The sequence below is a fragment of the Flavisolibacter ginsenosidimutans genome, from assembly GCF_007970805.1.
In the GTDB taxonomy this organism is placed as follows: Bacteria; Bacteroidota; Bacteroidia; order Chitinophagales; family Chitinophagaceae; genus Flavisolibacter; species Flavisolibacter ginsenosidimutans.
In genome coordinates this window covers 2,751,669-2,773,506 of the sequence record NZ_CP042433.1, presented here as the reverse complement: position 1 = coordinate 2,773,506, position 21,838 = coordinate 2,751,669, and the positions used below count along the sequence as shown (strand labels likewise).

16 protein-coding genes are annotated in these 21,838 nt (G+C 48.1%); 5 read left to right on the top strand and 11 right to left on the bottom strand.

Annotation, left to right across the window (positions count from 1 at the left end; genetic code table 11):
- Positions 1-30: 30 nt before the first annotated feature.
- The 9 genes from FSB75_RS11310 to porU all read right to left on the bottom strand — a co-directional run bounded on the left by FSB75_RS11310 (position 31) and on the right by porU (position 15,227).
- Positions 31-885, bottom strand: a complete 855-nt coding sequence (locus FSB75_RS11310) for an FRG domain-containing protein (RefSeq protein WP_146787194.1) — start codon at positions 883-885, stop codon at positions 31-33.
- A 46-nt stretch (positions 886-931) separates the two neighbouring features.
- On the bottom strand, positions 932-1,087 hold the full coding sequence (locus FSB75_RS21815; RefSeq protein WP_172623122.1) for a hypothetical protein: 156 nt from the start codon (positions 1,085-1,087) through the stop codon (positions 932-934).
- A 216-nt stretch (positions 1,088-1,303) separates the two neighbouring features.
- On the bottom strand, positions 1,304-1,855 hold the full coding sequence (locus FSB75_RS11305) for a hypothetical protein (protein ID WP_146787191.1): 552 nt from the start codon (positions 1,853-1,855) through the stop codon (positions 1,304-1,306).
- 9 nt (positions 1,856-1,864) lie between these two features.
- Positions 1,865-3,280: an FAD-binding oxidoreductase gene (locus tag FSB75_RS11300; RefSeq protein WP_146787188.1), complete on the bottom strand. Its 1,416-nt coding sequence runs from the start codon at positions 3,278-3,280 to the stop codon at positions 1,865-1,867.
- Between the two features lie 158 nt (positions 3,281-3,438).
- The gene (locus FSB75_RS11295; protein WP_146787185.1) at positions 3,439-4,488 is read right to left on the bottom strand and encodes a PorP/SprF family type IX secretion system membrane protein; all 1,050 of its coding nucleotides are present in this window, start codon (positions 4,486-4,488) and stop codon (positions 3,439-3,441) included.
- Between the two features lie 77 nt (positions 4,489-4,565).
- Positions 4,566-8,189, bottom strand: coding sequence for a DUF7948 domain-containing protein (locus FSB75_RS11290; protein WP_227990562.1), 3,624 nt, complete (start codon positions 8,187-8,189; stop codon positions 4,566-4,568).
- Positions 8,190-8,239: 50 nt separating this feature from the next.
- Positions 8,240-10,432, bottom strand: a complete 2,193-nt coding sequence (gene recG, locus FSB75_RS11285; protein WP_262711926.1) for an ATP-dependent DNA helicase RecG — start codon at positions 10,430-10,432, stop codon at positions 8,240-8,242.
- A 70-nt stretch (positions 10,433-10,502) separates the two neighbouring features.
- Positions 10,503-11,720 carry a type IX secretion system outer membrane channel protein PorV gene (gene porV, locus FSB75_RS11280; protein WP_146787182.1) on the bottom strand — a complete coding sequence of 406 codons (1,218 nt, stop codon included), beginning with the start codon at positions 11,718-11,720 and terminating at the stop codon, positions 10,503-10,505.
- Positions 11,721-11,789: 69 nt separating this feature from the next.
- Positions 11,790-15,227 (bottom strand): type IX secretion system sortase PorU, encoded by a 3,438-nt coding sequence (porU, locus tag FSB75_RS11275; RefSeq protein WP_146787179.1) that lies wholly within the window; start codon positions 15,225-15,227, stop codon positions 11,790-11,792.
- Positions 15,228-15,413: 186 nt separating this feature from the next.
- On the opposite strand from porU, the gene FSB75_RS11270 reads away from it, so the two are divergent.
- Complete coding sequence (locus FSB75_RS11270; protein ID WP_146787176.1) at positions 15,414-16,958, top strand: SUMF1/EgtB/PvdO family nonheme iron enzyme; 1,545 nt, start codon at positions 15,414-15,416, stop codon at positions 16,956-16,958.
- Positions 16,959-17,262: 304 nt separating this feature from the next.
- Complete coding sequence (locus FSB75_RS11265; RefSeq protein ID WP_146787173.1) at positions 17,263-17,796, top strand: glucosaminidase domain-containing protein; 534 nt, start codon at positions 17,263-17,265, stop codon at positions 17,794-17,796.
- 56 nt (positions 17,797-17,852) lie between these two features.
- Here the strand turns inward: FSB75_RS11265 and FSB75_RS11260 are convergent, their stop codons facing one another.
- Together FSB75_RS11260 and FSB75_RS11255 are read right to left on the bottom strand one after the other, a co-directional pair.
- Entirely contained in the window at positions 17,853-18,071 is a 219-nt protein-coding gene (locus FSB75_RS11260; RefSeq protein WP_146787170.1) for a KGG domain-containing protein, read from the bottom strand.
- A gap of 321 nt (positions 18,072-18,392) precedes the next feature.
- Positions 18,393-18,620, bottom strand: coding sequence for a KGG domain-containing protein (locus FSB75_RS11255; protein ID WP_146787167.1), 228 nt, complete (start codon positions 18,618-18,620; stop codon positions 18,393-18,395).
- Between the two features lie 461 nt (positions 18,621-19,081).
- Between FSB75_RS11255 and FSB75_RS11250 the strand changes: the two genes are divergently transcribed.
- The 3 genes from FSB75_RS11250 to FSB75_RS11240 all read left to right on the top strand — a co-directional run bounded on the left by FSB75_RS11250 (position 19,082) and on the right by FSB75_RS11240 (position 21,697).
- Positions 19,082-19,885 (top strand): SDR family NAD(P)-dependent oxidoreductase, encoded by an 804-nt coding sequence (locus tag FSB75_RS11250; protein ID WP_146787164.1) that lies wholly within the window; start codon positions 19,082-19,084, stop codon positions 19,883-19,885.
- A gap of 71 nt (positions 19,886-19,956) precedes the next feature.
- Positions 19,957-21,129, top strand: a complete 1,173-nt coding sequence (locus FSB75_RS11245; protein ID WP_146787161.1) for a zinc-dependent alcohol dehydrogenase — start codon at positions 19,957-19,959, stop codon at positions 21,127-21,129.
- Positions 21,130-21,193: 64 nt separating this feature from the next.
- Positions 21,194-21,697 carry a DUF892 family protein gene (locus FSB75_RS11240; RefSeq protein WP_146787158.1) on the top strand — a complete coding sequence of 168 codons (504 nt, stop codon included), beginning with the start codon at positions 21,194-21,196 and terminating at the stop codon, positions 21,695-21,697.
- The last annotated feature ends 141 nt before the right edge of the window (positions 21,698-21,838 follow it).

The window sequence follows — 21,838 nt, the reverse complement described above, 5'->3', positions numbered from 1 at the left end:
TAAAAAAATGCGGCGACGAAAAAGCCCGCTTCAGGGCAGATAAGGATAGTCCGGATCGGCTTCTTTTTGTTTCCGTTCTTTTTGCAATTCGTCCGGCGATTTCAGGTTGTTGTAACGAAACCTGAGCGACAAGGCGTAGCCGTCCAAATCGGGGAACAAGCTGGCGCGGTGCATGTTCATTTGCTGCAGTTCGCGCAGGGCCGGCTTTTTTTCGGTAGCCGGTATTTCCAATTTTACCACGGCCTTTGGTAAATCTTTGCCTAAAAATTGAAGCTGCTCCATGAAAGGCGTAACGGAGGTACCCGTGCTTACGAAAATGGACTGTTGCAGGGAATAGCGCCGGTTCATGCGAAAAGGTTCTACCGGAAAGACAAGGTTCTTGTTGTTTTGGTAAAAGAGCACTTCAAACAATTTCTCGTTAATGAGGTTTTGCGTTTCTTTCAACGCCGTTCCAAATTCCTGCGAAAGAATCTCCAGCGATTTTTGTTTTAAGTGCTCAATGTTAAAGCACCAAACCGCTACGTGTGCGCCTTCCCGCGGAAAGCAAAGTTCAAAAGCAAAATAGGCGGCCACAAAAGGCGAGCGGGTAAGATCGAGCAATCGAGTAGGCGCGCCGTGATGTTGCATCAGTGCCAGCCATTCAATGAGGTGTTCGGGGGTTTCGTCTTTCGACAAATAATTGCGTGCGCCGCGCTGGAATTCGGCTACAAAATCGGCTTCGATGCGGGTATTGTGCCGGATAAAATCCGTGCGTTCGATGGCGTTGTTCAGGTCCCATTCGGCGTGTGCCTGACCGCGAAAAGCCCAGTTCTCCGAAAAGCGTTGAACGAACAATTTGAATTCGTGCCAGGAGGAGAGGCGTAACGTGGAATAGTGCTGCTCCATGCTGTAGTTGATACGAAAAAGTTACGCCAAAGAAAAATTTTGCGGGCTACAATTTCGACGCATTTATTAAGGCGCCTTCTTTCAGCAAGCCAATGATTTCTTTTAACGATGCGTTCATGGATTGCATCTGCAAATAGTTGGCATAATTGATTTGGGTATTTACCCAACGGATGTACACCGCTTCGTTTTCAAAAGCGTTCATTCCTGTCTGTTGCCTGAAGGCCTCCGGTGTGAAAGGTTCAAATTGGTGCGTCATAGTTCTGACGATGAAGTAAAACAAATTTACATCTATAAAAGTCTCGGCAAACTCTGCCTTGCAATCGTTGTGCAAATTGAGAAGAAACACGAAAAAACCTCAACCGTATTTCTACGAGAAATTTACACGAAGAAGCGTTCCACAGGAACGCAAAAGGAAAGATTAAAAACTAAAGTTGTAACCAAAGTTTACAACCGGTTGATTGCCGTAAGGCGAATTGGGCCGTTGAAGTACGTCGTATAAAACCGTGGTCAGAAAATAGCCTCTTCCTGCGGCCATTGAATAACCGCCTCCGATCAGAAAAGCAGGAACGATTTCCGCATCCAGCTTAAAGGTTTGCACCATAGGCTGGTAGTATTTAATGCGTCCGAAAATATAGTTGCCTTCGGGCTGCACTTGCAGAAAAACATTTTGCACGGGATAGAAGCGGCCAAACAAACTGAGGCCTGTAATGCCTTGCGATGTTTTGCTGTAATCGTTACCGGACCAGTCTTTTTCTTTTACACTGGCGTATTGCAGGTTTAACCCTAAACCTGCCGCCACAAACCGGTTAAAGTGGTAGCCGATTTGCGGCGATACATTTATGACGGTGTATCGGCCGAGCGTAAGCCCGAAATTGCCGCCGGTAAAAAACTTCTGCCGAGGGTTTTCTTCCTGGGCAAACAACAGGCAATTGCAAAACACGATAAACGTCAACAAAAAGGCCTTCTTCATGCAAGTTGTTTAATCAAAAATTTTTCCGGCGTTCAGGATGTTGTTCGGATCAAAAACGGCTTTGATGCTTTTCATCAACCGCAGTTGCACCGGGTCAAACACGATGGGCAAAAAGTCTTTCTGCACAAGACCAATTCCGTGCTCGCCGCTGATGGTGCCGCCAAGGTCTTTCACCAGCGCAAACAAGGCACGCAGGGCTTCTTGCATCGCAGGATCATTCTGGCTGTTTCGTGTACCCGGTTTTTTAATGCGGATGTGCAGGTTTCCGTCACCGGCATGTCCGTAACACACTGCGTGAAAATCATATTGCCTTCCTAACTCTTTCACGCCGCGAATGAGTGCGGGCAATTCGGCACGCGGCACCACGGTATCTTCTTCAATGGTATAACCGTCAATCTTTACGGCTTCGGCAGCGCGGCGGCGCAATTTCCAGAGCTCGGCTTTCTGTTGCGCATCATCGGCAAAATATACTTCGCCGCCTTCGTACTCTGTCAGCAATGCGGCAATGGCTTCCATATCCTGCATCAGCACGTCCATGTTGTTGCCGTCCACTTCAATAATCAGGTGCGCTGCCGTGTCTTCTGTTACCGGTACAAGCGACGAGCCAACCATCTTGCTGGTGATGAGCAAGGCATCAATTTCTACCAGTTCAAGAGCGCTGGGATTAAAGCCCGCACGAAAGATGGCGCTCACGGCTTCTCCGGCTTTTTCCAACCGTTGAAAAGGCACCAGCATCAGCAAATCGTATTTGGGATGCGGGATCAGCTTCAACACAATTTTGGTTACAACGCCCAAGGTTCCTTCACTGCCCACCATCAATTGGGTGAGGTTATAGCCGGTGCTGTTTTTTAGTACGTTGGCTCCCGTCCAAATAATTTCTCCCGTTGGCAACACTACTTCCAAGTTCAGCACGTAATCTTTTACCACACCGTACTTCACGGCTTTGGGGCCGCCGCTGTTTTCGGCAATGTTGCCGCCAATCATGCAGGAGCCGCGGCTACTTGGGTCGGGTGGATAGAAGAGGCCTTTTTCTTTCACGGCGTTTTGCAATACTTCGGTGATAACACCGGGTTCTGTTGTCACTTGCAGGTTGCGTTCGTCTATGTTGATGATTTTATTCAGTCGCTCAATGGACAACAACACACCGCCAAGATGTGGTAAAGCGCCGCCGCTTAAACCGGTGCCTGCACCGCGCGGTGTAACAGGAATTTTATACTGATTGCAAATTTGCAGGATGGCGCTTATTTCTTCGGTTGTTCCGGGCTTGATCACGACATCGGGTAAGTAATGCAAGTCTTCGGTTTCGTCGTGCGCATAATTGTTCAGCGATTCTTCATCTACCAACACGAATTTCTCACCGCAAATTTTTTTGAATGCATCCAAATGCTCAACGGCCAGCGATTGAGGAGCAAGAGTTGTTGTCATGGCCGTAAAAATCGGCTAAAACAGACAAACGCCAAAGCTAAAATTAACGGCTGCGTATGATGCCCACGATAATCGGCAAGTAAAAGAAGTAGAGCCGAAAGTCATTAGAACTATAGCTCTTCACTGTCTAATATTTGTGGTTTTGCATCTCACTTTTATCATTGCCGAAACGTTGGACACAGGCTTTGCCGGCGGTTGCCGTTGAATTGGTCAAACAAGCCTTGCTTGATGAGCGAAAACTCAAAAGCTCCGCGGGTGTTGTTGAAGGCTTTTAACGAAGACATTGTTGCGTCGTACGTAAACGAAAAAGTATAATCTCTCAATCCCAAACCAATCATCGGAATCACGGCATCGTTGTAGCGGTAATACAAACCGCCAATCAAAGTCATGTCGCCATCGCCGGATAAATTGTAATGTGCGTTGGCGCCGCCCACCAGTTCGTACACCGTTGTTTGGCGTGAATAATAAACGTTTGGATTTACAATCCATTCGTCGTTCAGCTTAAAGCTTCCGTTTAAAAACCCGGTGTACCTTATGGGCACACGCATGTCGGCGCCGGGGCTGGGGTTTTCAAAAAAAGACTCGTTCGGACGGTTTACGTGAAAAGCTGAAAAGCCGCCGTTGAGGTAAATATTGTTCGTAGGAAAATAGGCGTAATTCATTCCTACCTGCATGTCAAAATAAGAAAGGTTGTTTCGGTCGAGTACAACGCCGGTGGGAATTTTGTTGTCAAAGAAATGGCCGTCAAACTGATCGGGAAACCGAAGGTTGGTTGTGTTGATTTGCTTGTTGGCCCAACCCAGGTTAAAACCCAAACTTAAGAGACTTGAATAACCCAGCGTTTGATGATAAGCCACCGAGCCGTAGATTTTTGTCGAAGTCAGGTTGCCGCTTCCGGCCACGTCGTGAAGAATCACGCCGCCAATGCCCATCCAGCCCTGGTCTTTGTTGGCCTTCATGATTTGCATGTCGCCAAAGGCACTCATGGTTTTATAAGGCACCTGCATGATGGCCGACCATTGGTTTCGGTAATTAATGCCAATGCGGTAATCGCCTTCGGGCATAAAGCCCGTGTTGGCCGGGTTGGTCAACAGAGGCGAATTCATGAATTGCGAAAAATGAAGGTCCTGCGAAAAACTATCAGCCGATAGCCATAAGCCGCAGGTCAGTAGAAGCAAGCGTGAAAAGTATCGTTTAAAATTTTTCATTTGCACGTTTCGCTTTGATGGTTCTCAATCGCGTTTCCCTCGCACAAGCAAATGTTTGGTTACACCGCATCGGTTCATCAGCGTATCAGCGTTATATCGCCGGTTTTCCGGTACTTGGTGCCGTCGGCAAATTCCACGTCCAGCGTAAACGCATAAACGTCCATTGGCAGCAGTTGCCCTTTGTAGCGTCCGTCCCAGCCAATGGTTTTGTCAGCGGTTTCAAAAACCTTTTCGCCCCAGCGGGCGTAGATGACAAATTTCATTTTGGCAATGCCGAATCCCCTTACGAATATCTTGTTGTTTACATCGTTGCTTTGCGGGGTAAAGGCATTGGGAACGTCCACTGCGGGTTCGGTGATGTTGCTTACCTCTTGACAGCGTTGTGCCGAGCAGCCCGCAGCGTTGTAAGCCGTCAAGCAAGTGGTGTATTTGCCGGTTAAATTAAACTCGTGTTTGATAAGGCTGCGTGAGGTTGTCAGCAAGGAATCGCCGTCACCCCAAACCCATTTGAAACGCACCGCATCGCTGCTGGATAAATTGGTGTATGAAAGGGGTGTGTTCACTTGCGGCACTTGCGGTGAAAAACTAAAGTCAGCCGTTGGCGCTGGATATACAACAAGGGTAACCGTTGTTTTGTCAACGACGTTGCAAGTGTTGGAATCAATCGCTGTCATTGTTACCGTGTACGTCCCGGGATTGAGGTAAGTGTGCGTTGGCGAAGCCGGCGGGCTTGTGGCCGTAGTACCGTCGCCAAAATCAAAGATGAACGAAGAGCCGCCTACCGATTGGTTGCTGAATACCGCATCGTACGGCGCACAGCCCTTCGACGGCGTCACCAGTACCGCTTTTACATTGGCCGCTACCCGCAACGTATCCACGTAAACGTCCGGCGAATTGCAATAAGACGTATCGTTTAGGTACAGCTTTACCACGTAGCTGCCCGCATTGGCGTAGGTATGAAAGACGGAATTTCCGCCGGCTGTTACTTTTGGTGAGCCATCGCCGAAGTCCCAGGTGAAGGTTCCTGATTTAAACGGTATGCCCGGTGGTGCTACAGTGATGTTGTCGAAGCGGTAACGAAATGTATCGCAGGGCGGGCTCAATTTTACCGCTTTAAACCGTGGCAGGGCCATGTTGTCGCCAACGCGAATGGTGACATACGATGTGTCGCGGGGGAAGCATTTCGACGAATCCACCGCCACCAGCATCACTTTGTAAATACCGACCCGCTGAAAGGTGTGCGAGGTGTCAGCCTTCGTTGTATAAAAACTACCCGTGCCGTCGCCAAAATTCCATTCATACAGCGGAGCAATTTGAATGGTATCCATAAAATCTACGGTGAGCGGAACACAACCGCTGCTGTCACGCGGCACGCCGTTGATGGTGGATCGAACGTGTGCGGCCGTACCGGCAAAGTTGAAGGCGATTTTTACCATGGCAAGATTACAAGAGGCCGATGCCGGTTTGGTCGGACTCCACACGTCGCTTGGTGTAGTCGGGAACGGATTGCGGGTTCCGCAACTGGCGCAGATGGCCTGGTAAATAACCCCTTTGCTATCAAAACGGCTTGTGCCGCCATCAACGTGGTCGGGAAATACACCGTTGTTCTGCCCGAAAAAGCTTCCGTAAAGCTGCCCGGCGGCATCTTTCTTCAAAACAAAAAAATAGAAGTCTTCACCGATGCCCGAAACGCCAGGGTCTGCCGTTGATTTCAATGCATCGGGTGTAACGCTTAACCCCAAAACACCGGCGTTGGGAAAGCTTTCAATCTTGCCACCCCAACCCGAAACGTAAACGTTTTCGCAGCGGTCAACGAGGAAAGCTGTCGGTGAAATATCGGGAACTGCCTGGCCCTTGCCAAAGACGGTAGAATAAACGTAAGCCGATAAGTCGGGCTGCAGTTTGGCAATAAACTGTTTCCCGTTTGTCTGGCTCCAGGCTGCGTTGAAGATTGTCCACGAGCCGGTTGTTTGTCCCATGATATACGGGAAGCCGTTGTTGTCGAACTTAAGGCCGTAAATTTCATCAACACCCGCAGTGCCGAAGTAAGATGTTTTTATAATGGATGATCCGTCGGGGGAAAGAATGGTTACAAAACCGTCAATGTCACCAAAAGGTGTAGCGCCGATGGTTCCGGTTTTTGGTCCCGGTATTTGGTCGGCAGGAGTGGATGATGTGCTGGCCGTACCGCCGGCTACGTAAATGTTGCCATTCTTTGGATGGATGGAAATCACATAAGCGCCATCATCGCCATTTCCACCGAGATAGGTGCTGTACAATACTGTGCTTAGCGTCGGGTCAAATTTCAGCACCACACCGTCTTGGCTGTTTGCTCCACCGGCATTGTTCGTTTGAACAGCATTAGGCGTCTTCGGAAAATCGTTGGATCGTGTAGAGGAAGCCAGATAAATGTTTCCGGCTTCGTCGAGGTTCACTTCGCTTCTGGATTGGTCGCCATAATTTCTTAGGATAGACATCGGGCTGGGTTCACAGTTGGTAATGTTTGAACCGTCATCACCCTTGCCGCCAACAATTTTACAGGCGTTTAAAATGCCGTTGGCATCAAGCTTTGCAACAAAAATATCCCATCCACCGCCGGTACCAAACCTTGGGTTAGGTCCTGCCGTCGGAAAATTTCCAGAACTGGTTCGTCCCGCTACAATTAGTTCGCCTTGTGCGTTGGTAATCAAACTTTGCGGCATTTCGTTGCCGCTGCCGCCGAGATAAGTGGCGTAAACACGGTTTTTGCCGTCGGCGGAAAGTTTGATGATGCCGATGTCGAAGCCGCCTTCAAGACAAGCGTCGCCGCCGCCATAATTGGTTTGATAGGCGCCTGGCGAAACCGGGAAGCCCTGCCCGAAAACAATACCGCCGCCGAACATGCTGCCGTCGGGGCCATAGGTGGCCGTGAAGCCCCAGTTGTCCACAGTGCTTCCGCTGAAAGAGCAAAAAATTAAATCGGGATCAATGACAAGCGTTGTCTTCGGATCGTAATCTTTTACATCAAAGCGAACCACGTTGTTCTTTATTGTGTACTTCGCGTTCAGCGTGACACGGCCGGCATTGTTGTATTGATAGGTATAGGGATCTCTTTCTCTTAATTCGCCCACCGATGTTTTAATGCGGAGCTCTTTGTTTTTGACTTCCAAGCCCTCGGCACCTTCGTACTTTAAGGCAATGTCAGAGGGATTGCCGCCGGGATGCACGATGAGGTCATACTTTACCGCGCCACCGCCCGAATAATAACGCACGTCAACGTTGGGGTACACGTCTTTTACCGTAACGCCCTGATACATCCGACAACCGCTTGCCCATTTGGACGGATCGTTGCCAATGAAATAATTGTTGTAAGAAGCAACGGCTTTGTCGGCAATAATTTGCGAGGCCGTAGCGCCGCCCAAGAAACTCACACGGTAAGCATGAGACTTCACTACGATGTCGCCGTTTTTGCGGCTTTGCGTAGAGGAACTGCTTAGTCCCTGTGGATGAATCGATTCGGTAAGGCGTGCCCAATCATCGGGGTTGTGCTGCAGAACGGTAAAGCCGTTCTGTTGGATATAAAAAGCGCCGGCCGACACACTGCCCATGTACTTTACACGGCTGTCCCACTGGCCTTTGTTTTCAATGAATTCAATGTTTTGGCTAAACGCAGCAATGCTGTAAAAAGTGAGGGCAAAGAGTATGGCGTATTTCGTGGTCAATTGTTTCTGAAGTTAACTGTTATTTGCGAGAATTATTGCGTCAGCGTTCGTTAAGAAATTTTACTCCAAGGCGTTTTACCTTTCAGTGACAGCAGGTACTGTTTCAACGGATTATTTTCAGGATTCGTTAGCTCCGGATCGTTCTCCACCATTTCCTCGGCAATCTTTTTTGCCGCATCCAGTATCGGTTTGTCATGGACTATGCTGGCAATGCGAAAGTTTAACACGCCACTCTGCCTTGTTCCTTCAATATCGCCGGGACCGCGCAGTTCCAAATCTTTTTCTGCAATTTCAAAGCCGTTGGCTGTTTGCACCATTGTCTTCATCCGTTCACGGGCTTCGGCTCCAAGCTCGGTAGACGTAATTAAAATGCAATAGCTTTTCTCCGCACCGCGGCCTACTCTTCCGCGCAATTGATGCAGTTGCGACAGTCCAAATTTCTCCGCACTTTCTATTACCATCACCGTGGCATTGGGTACGTCCACGCCCACTTCAATCACCGTAGTGCCAACAAGTATCTGTGTGTCTTTGTTCTTGAAGCGTTGCATGTTGGCTTCTTTCAATTCCCAGGGCTGGCGGCCATGCACCATGCTAATCCAATACTTGGGTTCGGGAAAGAAAGCCTTAATGTTTTCGTAACCGCTCATGAGGTTTTCGTAATCCAGTTTGGCGCTTTCTTCTATCAACGGAAAAACAATGTAAGCCTGTCGTCCGGCATCAATTTCTGATTTGACAAACTCCAACACTTTGTGTCTCGCCGTATCAAAACGATGAACGGTTGTAATGGGTTGTCGTCCGGGTGGAAGTTCGTCCATAATGCTGTAATCCAAATCGCCGTAAGCCGTCATGGCAAGGGTTCGCGGAATGGGCGTGGCCGTCATTACCAAAATGTGCGGCGGCAGTGATGATTTCTTCCAAAGCTTTGCTCTTTGCTCTACGCCAAAGCGGTGCTGCTCATCTACAATTGCCAGCCCAAGGTTTTTAAATTGCACCGTTTCTTCAATCAGGGCATGAGTGCCGATGACGATTTGAATCAAGCCTTCCGTTAATCCTTTTTGAATTACCCTGCGATTTTTTGCCGGCGTAGAACCGGTGAGCAATTTTACCTGCAAAGGAAGACCTTCCGCCAGGCGGCTTATCGTCGCGTAATGTTGCTGCGATAAAATTTCCGTTGGCGCCATCATGCAACATTGGTAGCCGTTGTCAATGGCAATGAGCATGGCCAGCAAGGCCACGATGGTTTTGCCGCTGCCCACATCGCCTTGCAACAAGCGGTTCATTTGATGACCGCTACCCGTATCGGTGCGAATTTCCTTCAGCACCCGTTTTTGCGCACCGGTTAATTGAAAGGGAAGATGGTTTTGATAAAAGGCGTTGAACAATTCTCCAACTTTTGAAAACACAACGCCTTTCGACTTTCTGTGCCGCTCAATGCGAACGATGGCCAAACGAAGCTGCGCAATAAAAAGCTCTTCAAATTTTAAGCGCCGCACGGCTTGTTCGTAAGCTTGTGCCGAGGAAGGAAAATGGATATTCAGCAAGGCTTCGTACCGCGAAACGAGTTTTAATTTTTGCAGCAAATAATGCGGCAGGTTTTCTTCCAGTTCTCTTTCGTTTAGCAAGGAAAAAAGTGCCGCTGTTAGCTTGCTGATTTGCCGTCCGCCAAGGCCCTTGGCTCTTAATTTTTCGGTAGTGGGATAAATGGGTTCGAGATAACTTTTTACCGCAGCTTTGGGGTCAGTTACCAATTCTATTTCGGGGTGGACAATCTGCGGCTTGTCCATGAAAAAACCAATCTTGCCAAAGGCGTTGTAAACCGCATCTTGCTTCAGCATTTTTTCCACCCAGTTCATGCCTTTGAACCAGGTTAGTTCAATCACGCCGGTATCATCTTTTAAATAAGCGGTGAGACGTTTGGCACTTCCGCCGCCTGCGTTTTCAAAATACCAAAGGCGGCCTTGTACTTGCGCATATTCCGTCAGCGTTGTAAGGTCTTCAATTTTAGTGATAGAAGTCTTATCAATGTGCCGGTAAGGAAAAAGATAAAGCAGGTCCTGGTAAGTAAAGAGGCCCAGTTCTTTCTTTAATAAATCGGCCCGCAACGGGCCAACGCCTTTTAAGTATTCAATGGGTTGCGACAGTATGGAGGCTAAGTGGGTGATGGCAAAACTGTTTGAAACAAATATAAAGCGGATGCGAAGATGTGCGAATTGGCCAATTCGTAAACACAGAAGACCTAACAATGCAAAACAGTATATAAGAACATAAAAAAAGCGAGGACGTTGCCTCGCTTTTCAAAATTGTTTTTTGTTTTTATTGACCCGTGGTGGTTGTGGTTGTTCCCCCGTTGTTGCCGCTCAAATCAAACACCAGTGAGAAGCGCAAGGTGTTGGCCAGCGGGTTTTGGTTGTTGCCAGAACCCGTTGGAATCAGGTAAGAAAAGTTCAAGCCAAACACGTTGTACTTGATGCCCACACCGGCCGTAAAATAACGGCGGTTGCCTTTTGTTTTGTCTTCAAAGAAATAACCTCCGCGCAACGCAAATTGGTTTTGGTACCAATACTCCGCACCGGCAGAAACCTGGAATTCTTTCATCTCTTCTGAAAAGCCGCCGGGTGCGTCGCCGAAAGAAGAGAACCAACTGCCTACCACGCTTTTGCTGCGATAGTTGGCAGCAGCGGCATTGTTTTGCGCGTCAATGGCCGAATCGCCGTTCGGGTTGTCTTGAAAGCGCGGCGGTGTAGGCACGAGCAACTTGTTCAGATCAATGCCGAACATGATTTTGTTGCTTTCGTCCATCACGGCAGTATAGGTTGCACCGATGCCCAAATTAGCCGGCAAAAAATCTTTCGCCTGTGCGTTGTTTGTGTAGGCAATCTTGCCTCCCAAATTGGTTAATGCAGCACCAAAAGACCAGCCTTGTCCTACCGTGTTTTGACCGTTGTGGTAAAACCCAATGTCGCCGGCTACAGTGCTTCCGGCCTTGTAAGTACCGGCTGCCGATGTGGCGCCAGACGCAAGGTTGGAGTAGATGTATTTCAATCCTACACCGATGCCGGTAGTGGGTGAAAGTTTGCGAGAATAACCTACGTCAATGCCAAATTCGCGGGGCTGGCCCGTGCCTTCAAGGTTGCCGTATTGATCGGTGAATTGAATCTGCCCCAAACTAAAGTAACGCAGCGAAGCGGAGATGGCTTCGTTCTCGTTCATCTTATAATAGCCCGAAGCGGAGGCAAGGTAAACATCGTTCACCAGCTTTTTTAGCCAGGGCGTGTACGTTAAGTTAATGCCCGCATTGGACTCGTTGAAAGGCACTTTGCCCAAATTGTAGTAAGAGGAACTTGCATCGGGGCTGGTGGCAACGCCCAAATCACCCATGCCGCCGGCGCGGGCATCAGGAGAAATGCGCAAAAAAGGAACCGCCGTTGTTACGACGTTTATCGGTTGTGCGGTTTGTGCGTGCACGGCGGAAAGCCCGCCGGCCACGAATAGGGTAGCAGCAGTAGTTAATCGTAAAGCAGTTGATCTCATAGTTCAATTTTAAGATGGTGTGAAAATAGATAGATTTAGATGTTTGTGAAATAAAATTCGTTCGTGTTTTTATTGAAGAAGAACCATTCGTTCCCATATTGCAGCCGTTTTTCCGTTGGGTGCTTTTGCCAATAAATGATAGAGATAAACGCCCTTCCCCACTTTTTCTCCCCACTCGTCGCGGCCATCCCAATTCAACTCAATGGAACGGTTCCCGTCCGTGTTTATTGTTTTGGTAAGGGTTTTTATTCGCTTTCCGCTTATGGTAAAAACATCCACCTTGACAAAGAGGTCAATACCGGGATAATTGTGTTCAAACCAAAAAGATGTTTGCGTGGTAAAGGGATTGGGATAATTCAACACATGTTCAAGCCTTAATTCTTCGTTGTTGATAACGGTAAAATTTAAAACCGTTTCACTCGAGTTGTTCATTGCGTCCCAGGCTTTAATTTTTAACGAGTGCAGTCCCGGTGCAAGCTGCGGAAGTTGAAAACGCACCGTTCCTTTTTGATAGCTGTTTACGTCGGTTTCGTAAAAATTGTTGAGTACAAAGTATTGACTGTTGTTGCCGTCAAGCGTGGCTACAATGTCGTGGTCAATGCCGGAACTGCCCGTGTTGATGCCCGATGAATCAAACAATTTAAGAAGCAAAACCGGCGCCGTGTTGGTGATGCTGCCGTTTACAAAGCGGTCGTCATTCAGGTAGGCTTTTATCTCCGGACCAAGATTGTCGGCAAAACCTCCCTGCGCAATGCCGCCGACGACAACAGAGGTTGAATAACCGTTGCCGCTTTTCGTTCCGTCCTGCGCATACAAACTAACTTTTCCCGCGCCGTATTGAAAATTGATATCCTTTGGCAGGCGAAACTGAAAGGAAAATTTTCCGGCCGCAGCCGTTGCCTTGCCTTTGAACAAAACATTGCTTTGATCAACAAACGAAACGGGGATGCTTGTAGGATCGTTGCCAAGCGTGGTAACAACTTTTGGCTTGTCGAAAAGCGAGAGATAAACTGTTCCGTTGAAGTCCGTTTGTAACGCGCCGCCGTTGTTTTGCAGTTCACCTTGCACGTTTACAAACTCGGTAGCGCTTAACGTGTCAGACTGCGTTAAAATATTTTTTCCGTTTAACGTCGTCGCCTGCACTCTCAAGGCCGGGAATGCAAGTGACATGGCGGGATCTCCCAACAATGTAAACTTGCGGTTGTTCACGATGTCGCCAGAGCTTGTGTAGGTTAAATTTTTTGACGACTGCACGGCTTCGCCCAATGTCTTGTAACGACCGCTGGCGTCGGCTTGCAAGGCCACTTTCAGGTAATTGTTATTTAAGATGCGGTTGCTGAAAGCAAACACCACTCTGGTTGTTGTCATCAAGGCAATGGCGCCGGTTTTGGGCCGGAGCAATAAATTTTCTCCCAATGAATTTGCATAAGGATTGTCGTACGGCGCAAAATCGCAGGTAGCTGTTATGAAAAGTGGCAGGCGGTATTGATTGTTCCAGGTGTTTACAATGCTTTGGTCAAGGATTACTTCTTCGGCCAGTCGTTGCGGGCCACCGTGACCGCTGTAATTCCAAAGAAGCGTTCCGTTATAAATATCGCTGTTCACCGCCACGTTGGCTTGCGGGTAACGTCCGCCAGCAGAGCCGCTTTCCTGCTGAAAAGCGTCCAAATAAATTTTGTGCTCGTTGAAGACCGGCGCCGTTGGGCCTACGGTACTTGTCAACGTTTCCGCATCCTGCAAATGCAGATTCTGGTCTTCGTCGTCGGCAATAAAATCAAGATTGTTTTGCCAGGGACCAAAAGCGGCCGGCGAATGATAGTCCATGAGTTTATCCACAAAAGCTTTGGCTTCCTCAACGGTTTTTGCCGGTATGCGGCCAATGCCAATGTCGAGTGTATTAACGGCGGTTGAATTGATGTCTTCGGCATCTTCCAAAAAGCCAAAAAAATCATCCGACGTATAAGTAGAAAGCGGGTCAATGGAAGAAACGCTTTCGTAAGCCGGAACGAGGGCCGTATTGTTTGGAAAACGGTCTTTGTAATCGTACGATGCTTTTCCAAACAGCAAAAGGTGTTTCGGCTTTTGGTTCCAGGTAGAAGCGTATTTGTCAAAATACATTTTTACAAAATCGCGGATGGCCGTTGGATCAGGAATGCCGGCAGAGAATTCGTTGAAGATTTGTTCCGGTGTAACAATCACCGAAACCAGACCGTCGCGTTGTTGATGAAATTGAGCGAGCCGCTGCGCCTGCGATAAAAATTGTGACGGTGCAACGATGAAATAATCAGTGGCCGCGGTTGCGTGCAGGTTTTGGTTGGCCGCTCTTCCCTCTGCCTTTGGAGAAAGAAAGGTTTGCGAAAAAGCAGCGTATTCCCGCAGTTGCAAAGCATCGTTCGTGAACGAAACCTTGCCGCCGTTATTTGCCGAAAGCATCTTTACAGGCTGTAATGGATTTGTGACATCCCAAACCTGTGTCGCTGCGTCGGCTGAGAGGTTGAACTGCACGGTCGAATTGCCTACGCTGTTCCAATCGCGAAAAGTCAATTGCCTGTCCGCAGGGAGCGTCAAACTTCTGCGGCAAAAAACTTCGAACCAATTTAGCCATCCCTGACTATTTATACTGCCCGGCGAATAGGTATAATAGACGGCAGGATTGCTTCCTGCTGGAATGAAGTTGTCGGCCTTTTGCGTTTCCTGTACGTAGCGATCATACGTTCCTGTAGTAACGGGAGGCACCGAAAATTGCTGTACCAAAACATTGTTTACGGAAGCGGCAAAACCGCTGCTGTTGTTTGCCGAACGGGCGGCGGCTGCAGTGATTAACGTGGCCGGCGCAGGCAAAATATCAGATAGCGGTAAAACAAAACTCCGGTTCAGGCTATGGCCGGGAAGTGCCGAGAATTCTTCGCCGTACCATTCTTTTCCGCTGGATAAAAAATTTACAGTGTCTAGTTCGTGAAAAAAACGTTCGTCAAAAGAAGTGACGTTTATTGATGCCGCGAGAGGAGAGGTCTGCGTTGCAATGCGTTTGCCCGTTCCGCCGATGGTTAAGAAATAAAATGCCTTGTCGGTGTAAAGATTTTTTCGGTGAGTAAACCGCCTGTTGACCGAATCTTTCTTCCATTCGTCAGGGCCGGTAGAATAAAACAAAATATAGTCGCCTCCGTTCAGTTGCCCGTCTCCGCCGTCTTCCACGCTGACGGCAATTTCTTCCAGGTCGTCGATCCGGGATGCCGCGTTTGATTCGGGTAACATGCCACCGGTGCGTCCAAAGAGCCGGATTTGTGCAGAAGGAATGCTGCCGGAGATGCCAAGAGAATTCAAAAAGGCTGCGTCTATTTTATAAACGCCTTCGGCCGGAGCGCTGATTTTGTACCAGGTGCCGGTGGCCAAAACCGAAGCCGGTTTGTAACCGCGCTGTGCCGCTACAAATTGAAAACTCATCACCAAAACTAAAATGTACCGGAGCCGGCCCGACGGCCGCCAGAGCGGTTTAGTAGAATTCACACACAAAAAACGTATTTTTCACTCGTTCTTTTATCGCAAGGCAACTATATTCGCACACCGTCCGAAAAAACTGTTTGTGAGGGTACAATAATTGGCCGTCGCTGCCGTTTAAGTTACTTCCAAAGGTTTGTAAGGACAGGTACACGCAAATCCCGTGTGTCCTTTCGAAAAACAAAATATGCAACCATGCAAGTAAAAAATCTGGTAATCCTTTTATCCTTCTCCGCAGCGCTTACTGCTTGTCACAAAAACAAGTACCAAAAATCCGACGTTACCGGCTGGAATTACAACGACAAAAACCAGGGCGGCTATCAGGTGTCGAAAGCGACCGAGCAAGCTACAGGCCCGGGACTCGTGTTTGTTCAGGGCGGTACTTACACCATGGGCCAAACGGACGAAGACGTGATGGGTAATTGGGACAACATTCCCAAGCGTGTGACTGTGCCTTCTTTTTATATGGACCGTACCGAGGTAGCCAACGTGCACTACCGCGAGTACATTCACTGGCTGACCCGCATCTTTCCGCCTGATGAAGAGCAAGGCCAAAAAGTATTGGCCGCTGCTTTGCCCGATACCCTTGTTTGGCGCAGCGAGTTAAGCTACAACGAGCCTTTGGTTGAATATTATTTCCGTCACCCGAGCTTTAACAACTATCCTGTTGTTGGGGTAAGCTGGAGACAGGCCCACGACTTTTGTTTGTGGAGAAGCGACCGTGTGAACGAAGGCATCCTGATGCAAAAGGGCCTGATTGCTTCACAAAACGTCAAAAGCCAGCAGGCCGAAGATAATTTTACCACAAAATCTTACCTGCTTGGTTTGTACACGCCGCAGCCAGGTAAAGGCGTGAATTCTAAAAAGAATCCTTTGCGTGATGCCGATGGTCGTCCGCGTGCAACGGCTACAATGGAAGACGGTCTGTTGCAACCCGACTACCGCCTGCCTTTTGAATCGGAGTGGGAGTACGCTGCCTACGGTTTGATCAATCAAAATCCGCGTCCTTCGCGTAAAGAAGGCAACCGCGGTGAGGAACTGCAATCCAATAAACAAATTTATCCTTGGGCTGTGAATGTGAACGGCCTTCGCGATACGAAACACGGAAGCTGGCAAGGTCAGTTTATGGCCAACTTTAAGAGAGGTTCCGGTGATAACGCCGGTGTGGCTGGTGGCCTGAACGACCGCGCCATCTACACCGCTGAAGTAACGGCTTTCTACCCCAACGGTTTCGGTCTTTACAACATGGCCGGCAACGTAAGCGAGTGGGTATTTGACGTTTATCGTCCGCTTTCGAACCTCGACTTTGGCAGCAATAACGATGACGTTGCACCAGTACGCGGTAACGTTTACATGACCATTGATAAAAATGCTCAGGGTGAAGCCGAAAGAGACAGCATGGGCCGCGTGAAAATGCGCCAGGTAACGGATGCCGAAAGCCGCAACCGCCGCAACTATCAAAGAGGCAACGTAATCAACTTCCTTGACGGAGACAGCCTTTCCAACGCAACATACGGCTACGGTCAAACCACGCTGGTGTCGGATAAATCGAGAGTGTACAAAGGCGGTAGCTGGAACGACCGTGCTTACTGGCTTAGCCCCGGCACACGCCGCTTTTTGGAAGAAGACCAATCGAGCAGCACCATTGGTTTCCGTTGTGCCATGGATCGCATGGGTAGCCCCGAAGGCAACAAGCGCAAAACAGGCAACTTCTGGAAGTCCAAAAAACAAACCCGATAAAAAGTTCTTTTTCATAAACAAACCCGCTACCCAATGGCGGGTTTGTTATTTCTGCCACACTAGCAAAGGCATTTGCCAAACTCGTTTTCCACAGTGCCCTTTTTATTTTGGCAAACCGGCCGCAGCTTGGCACAGCGGACATTTTGCTTGAATAGCGGGCAGAATCTACTACGGTTTGACGGGTAGTTTCCACATTTTTAACACAGCCTGGGCCTTACCGGACGACACCGGGTTGGTCTTTTGGCGTTCATAAGCTAAGTTTGCCGGGTTCTTTCTATTCCGTAACCCTTAAAAATTTTACACAATGAATGCAGTAAAAAAAATTACCGGGGTGTTTTGCTTTGTGCTGATGACCACCATCACTGTAGCGCAGAAGACGGTGAAGAAGTACATCAAAAAATACGAAGGCCTGGCAATTGAAAAAGCCGAGAGGTATCGTATTCCGGCCAGTATTATTCTCGGTGTAAGTTTGGTGGAAAGCGATGCTGGCCGTAGTCCCATCGCCAAATCACTGAACAATTTCTTCGGCATCAAAGGAGCAAACTGGAGCTCTACCAAAAAGATGGGCTATAAGTCCGCCTACAAAGAATACAAAACCGATGACGAAAGCTTCGAACACTTTTGTCAGGTGGTGAAAAAGAAAAAGTTTTACGACAAGCTCAAAGGCACGGTAGATTTTAAAGAGTGGCTTGACCAAATGAATCATGCCGAGTATGCTACCGCAAAAGGCAAGTGGGTAAGAAAAATCAACGCTACCATCTCTCAATTTAAATTATACGAATTGGACAAAGCAGCCGTACTTTCATCTGATGTGGTAATGGCCGGTGCTGCCAAGTGATCATTACAAATGTTTTAAAAGGCCGTCTTAAATCAAGACGGCCTTTTTGTTTAATTTTAACGTCCACCGCCGCGGTTTCCGCCGCCAGATGATTCTCCGCCTTTTTTGCCGACTTCTCTCGCTTCTTCTGAAGTAAACTCATGTCCCGAGCCTCCTCTTTCCTGTGAAGCTTTTCCGCCCTTGCTTGCAATCTCGCGTTGTTGTTCTTTGTCCATTGCTCCGAAACCGCGTTCGGAGTTTCCGCCTTTGTTCCCACCTTCATTTCTGTTTGCCATAGATAGATTTTTTAAGTGAACAATGACTTCCTATTCTGCCAACAAAATGCCGAAATGCTTTCCGGTTTAAAAGTGTAGAAGGTCATCAGGTAATTGTGTGATGGTTGTTGAAAACAATCATCGTAAGAGGAATAAACGTGCGGGAATTCAGCAAAAGAGAAGCCCAATTTTAGAAGACTAATTTATTCACATTTCAAAATGACGTGCTATTTGCAAATCAGAAAAAAAGGTCTGAAAATTTCGTTGCAAAAAAGGTTTACCGAAGTAAAAGTAAATGCTCCCTTTAAAGGGAGCATTTACTTAAAATAGATCCTACTTAACTTACAACAATACATCCAGGCTTGGACTGCTGATTCTTCTTCGAAACCCCGATGCCTGACCGCCCTTTTTGCCGGCCGCTCGTGCTTCATCCTTGCTCCATTCGTGCGCCACTCCTTGCTCGTGGGCAGCACGGCCGCCTTGGCTGGCAATTTCACGCTGACGTTCAGCCGTCATGGCGGCAAAACCGCGTTTTGATTTTGGCTCTTCTCTTTTTTCACTGTTCTGCATACAACAAAATTTTATTAGTTAGTAAATGAGGGAATGGTTTATTACCCGGCTGCTTTTTGCTTGGTTACCGAAAAAGCAGCCATATATGGAGTGAAAACAGAATGCCGGTTTTTCAGGTGCCAAAACCGGCTTTTGTACCGGTTTTTATAAGACAAATCCTAACCCTTGCGTATTCATCTCTACATTAAAACGGTAACAAGGCAAGCCAACCCTTAATGCACACCTGCCGGAAAAGACGGATTGCAGAGGTTAAAAACAGCCTGTGAAAAACTATTGGCGATTTTGCCCGGCTTTCCACAAGTTTTTCTATAAGGTGTCAGGTTGTTAGTATTTGTTTATTTATCCGCTTTAGACAAGGGTAAATTATTGAACACCGCCACCGCTTTTTTCTCAAAAGCATCCAAGAGGCCCTTGGCGTATTTATTGACGTGATGAACTTCTATTTATTTAAAAAATCTTTTATGGCAGAAGCGACAACCAACCGATATGCGTTAATTACCGGTGCAACCAGTGGCATTGGTTACGAACTGGCCAAACTGTTTGCCGAAGACGGTTACAACCTCATCATCGTTGCCCGTACGCAGGAAGATCTGCAACAAAAAGCGCAGGAGTTTTCGCAGCAGTACGGTGTGAACATTGTGCCTGTTGCAAAAGATTTAATCGGTGAAAACGCAGCTTTTGAATTATACGATGAGGTGAAGGCGAAGAACCTGACCGTTGACGTACTCGTGAACGACGCCGGGCAAGGGCAATACGGTCTTTTTGTGGAAAGCGACATCCACCGTTTGCTCGATATCATTCATCTGAATATCAATTCGCTTACGGTGCTCACGCATCTTTTCTTAAAAGAAATGGTGGCCCGCAACGAAGGAAAAATTCTACAGCTTGCGTCTATCGCTTCGCAATTGCCAGGGCCTTACCAAGCGGTTTATCACGCCACAAAAGCCTATGTGCTTTCGTTTACCGAAGCGCTTGTCAGCGAATTGAAAGATTCGGCCGTTACCGTTACGGCACTGCAACCCGGCGCTACCGATACGGACTTTTTCAACAAGGCCGAAATGCAGGAATCAAAAATTCTCGACAGCAAATTGTCCGATCCTGTGCAAGTGGCAAAAGACGGTTACGAAGCCCTGATGAGTGGCGACGACAAAGTCATCTCCGGCTTTAAAAACAAAATGATGGTGGGCATGAGCAATCTAATGCCCGAAAGTACCGTGGCCAATCAAATGAAGAAAATGCAAGAGCCCAAAGACAAAAACAAATAAGCGAAAAGCCCTGCACTGCGGGGCTTTTTCCATTCAGAAGCTCATCCTTAATTTTTATAAAAACCAACAGCATGAAAGCAGCAGTATTTCACAAGATTGGCGACATCAGCGTGGACAATGTAGACGATCCAAAGATTGAGAAGCCCGACGACATTGTTTTAAAAGTAACCACAACGGCCATTTGCGGTTCGGACTTGCACATTTACGATGGCTTTGTTCCGCAACTCCGCGACATGGTTCTCGGGCACGAGTTCATGGGCATTGTAGAAGAAGTAGGACCAGAGGTAACGCGGGTGAAAAAAGGCGATCGTGTGGTGGTACCTTTCACCATCGCTTGCGGACAATGCTTTTTTTGCCAGCAGGGCTTTCACCCCAGTTGCGAGCACACCAATCCCGAACATTACGGGCCCGAAGGCGATTTGCTGAAAGGCAAAGGCGGTGGCATGTTTGGCTACACCGATTTATACGGCGGCTACAACGGCGGTCAGGCCGAATATGTTCGCGTGCCACACGCCAATGTAGGACCGAAGATTATTCCGGATGGCTTATCCGATGAGCAAGTTGTTTTTCTTACCGATATTTTTCCCACCGGCTGGAGCGCCGTAAAATGGGGCAAAGTAAAACCCGGAGACACGGTGGTGATTTTCGGCAGCGGCCCTGTCGGATTGATGGCCCAAAAAGCAGCATGGCTCAATGGCGCCGAACGGGTAATTGCCGTTGATCCGTTGGAATACCGCCTGGAAAAAGCAAGAACGGTAAACAAGGTAGATACGCTTAACGCCGGCGAGGATGATTTGCGTGAAAAGATTTACGCCATGACAAACGGCCGCGGCGCCGACGTGGCCATTGATGCCGTGGGCATGGAAGCCAACCGATCGGTGGGCGAAAAACTGAAAGCCGTTTTCAACGCCGAAAAAGGAACGAGCAAGGTCATTGAAATGTGTACTGAGGCTGTGCGCCGCAACGGCATTGTTTCCGTGGTGGGCGTGTACGCAAGTCCTTACGATAATTTTCCCATTCACCGCATTTTCGACAAAGGCCTCATTATGCAATTTGGTCAGGCGCAAACACACGTGTACATAGACGAATGTTTTGAAATGGTGCGCAGTGGAAAAGTGGTGTTGGACGACATCATCACGCATCGCCTTCCGCTTTCGCAGGCATCCGAAGCTTACGACATGTTCAAGCACAAAACCGACGATTGCGTGAAGGTGGTGCTGAAGCCGGAATTAGACAGGAAATGAGCAAGAGGCATTTGTCTGATGCCTGTTGTGAACGTCATTCTTTCATTCTTTAAAATGGTTTATCATGCTCGACGAAAAGAATACAGTGCAATCCTTTCTTCAACAAATACAACATCTTTTTAGCGCCGAACTTCAACTCACGCAGGCCATCCCGAAGATGATGGCAAAGGCAAAAGGTTTGGGTTTGCGAAAGAACCTGGTCCTTCATCTCGCTGAAACCGATCAGCACAAAGAAGCGCTACGCCTTATCTGCAAAAGTTTTGATGCGGAAGCCGGAGGCGTTATCAATGCAGATATGCAGGCTATTCTTGAAGAAGGCGAACAAGCCATAAGCAATGCCGGCGATGACGTTGATGCCGTTATCATTGCCGGTGCAAAAAAAGTAGAAGCGTGGGAGATAGCGCAATACGAAACCGTATCGCAAACGGCAAAAAGCCTTGGTTACGTTGGCATCGCCGCCCGGTTGCGATTCACCCAGCAAGAAGAGATTCAAACATTGACAAAACTGTCTTTTATGGAAAAGGAATTGCCTTTTAAAGAAGTCCAGTTGGCAACAATGAATCTTTAAGAAAAGAAGCACACCTTATAAAGGTCAAATGCCCGGGACGCCTTCGTTGCCCGGGCATTTTGTTGAAAAAGATTTGCCGCAGTTTGTTGGTTAAGGCTCCGGCCGCTAACAATTGTCCAGTGGCAAATTTTTATTTACAAA

Coding starts and splice junctions, on each gene's coding strand:
- FSB75_RS11310 (WP_146787194.1), bottom strand. CDS start 885: ATGGAGCAGCACTATTCCACGTTACGCCTCTCCTCCTGGCACGAATTC.
- FSB75_RS21815 (WP_172623122.1), bottom strand. CDS start 1,087: ATGAACGCTTTTGAAAACGAAGCGGTGTACATCCGTTGGGTAAATACC.
- FSB75_RS11305 (WP_146787191.1), bottom strand. CDS start 1,855: ATGAAGAAGGCCTTTTTGTTGACGTTTATCGTGTTTTGCAATTGCCTG.
- FSB75_RS11300 (WP_146787188.1), bottom strand. CDS start 3,280: ATGACAACAACTCTTGCTCCTCAATCGCTGGCCGTTGAGCATTTGGAT.
- FSB75_RS11295 (WP_146787185.1), bottom strand. CDS start 4,488: ATGAAAAATTTTAAACGATACTTTTCACGCTTGCTTCTACTGACCTGC.
- porV (WP_146787182.1), bottom strand. CDS start 11,720: ATGAGATCAACTGCTTTACGATTAACTACTGCTGCTACCCTATTCGTG.
- FSB75_RS11270 (WP_146787176.1), top strand. CDS start 15,414: ATGCAAGTAAAAAATCTGGTAATCCTTTTATCCTTCTCCGCAGCGCTT.
- FSB75_RS11265 (WP_146787173.1), top strand. CDS start 17,263: ATGAATGCAGTAAAAAAAATTACCGGGGTGTTTTGCTTTGTGCTGATG.
- FSB75_RS11260 (WP_146787170.1), bottom strand. CDS start 18,071: ATGGCAAACAGAAATGAAGGTGGGAACAAAGGCGGAAACTCCGAACGC.
- FSB75_RS11255 (WP_146787167.1), bottom strand. CDS start 18,620: ATGCAGAACAGTGAAAAAAGAGAAGAGCCAAAATCAAAACGCGGTTTT.
- FSB75_RS11250 (WP_146787164.1), top strand. CDS start 19,082: ATGGCAGAAGCGACAACCAACCGATATGCGTTAATTACCGGTGCAACC.
- FSB75_RS11245 (WP_146787161.1), top strand. CDS start 19,957: ATGAAAGCAGCAGTATTTCACAAGATTGGCGACATCAGCGTGGACAAT.
- FSB75_RS11240 (WP_146787158.1), top strand. CDS start 21,194: ATGCTCGACGAAAAGAATACAGTGCAATCCTTTCTTCAACAAATACAA.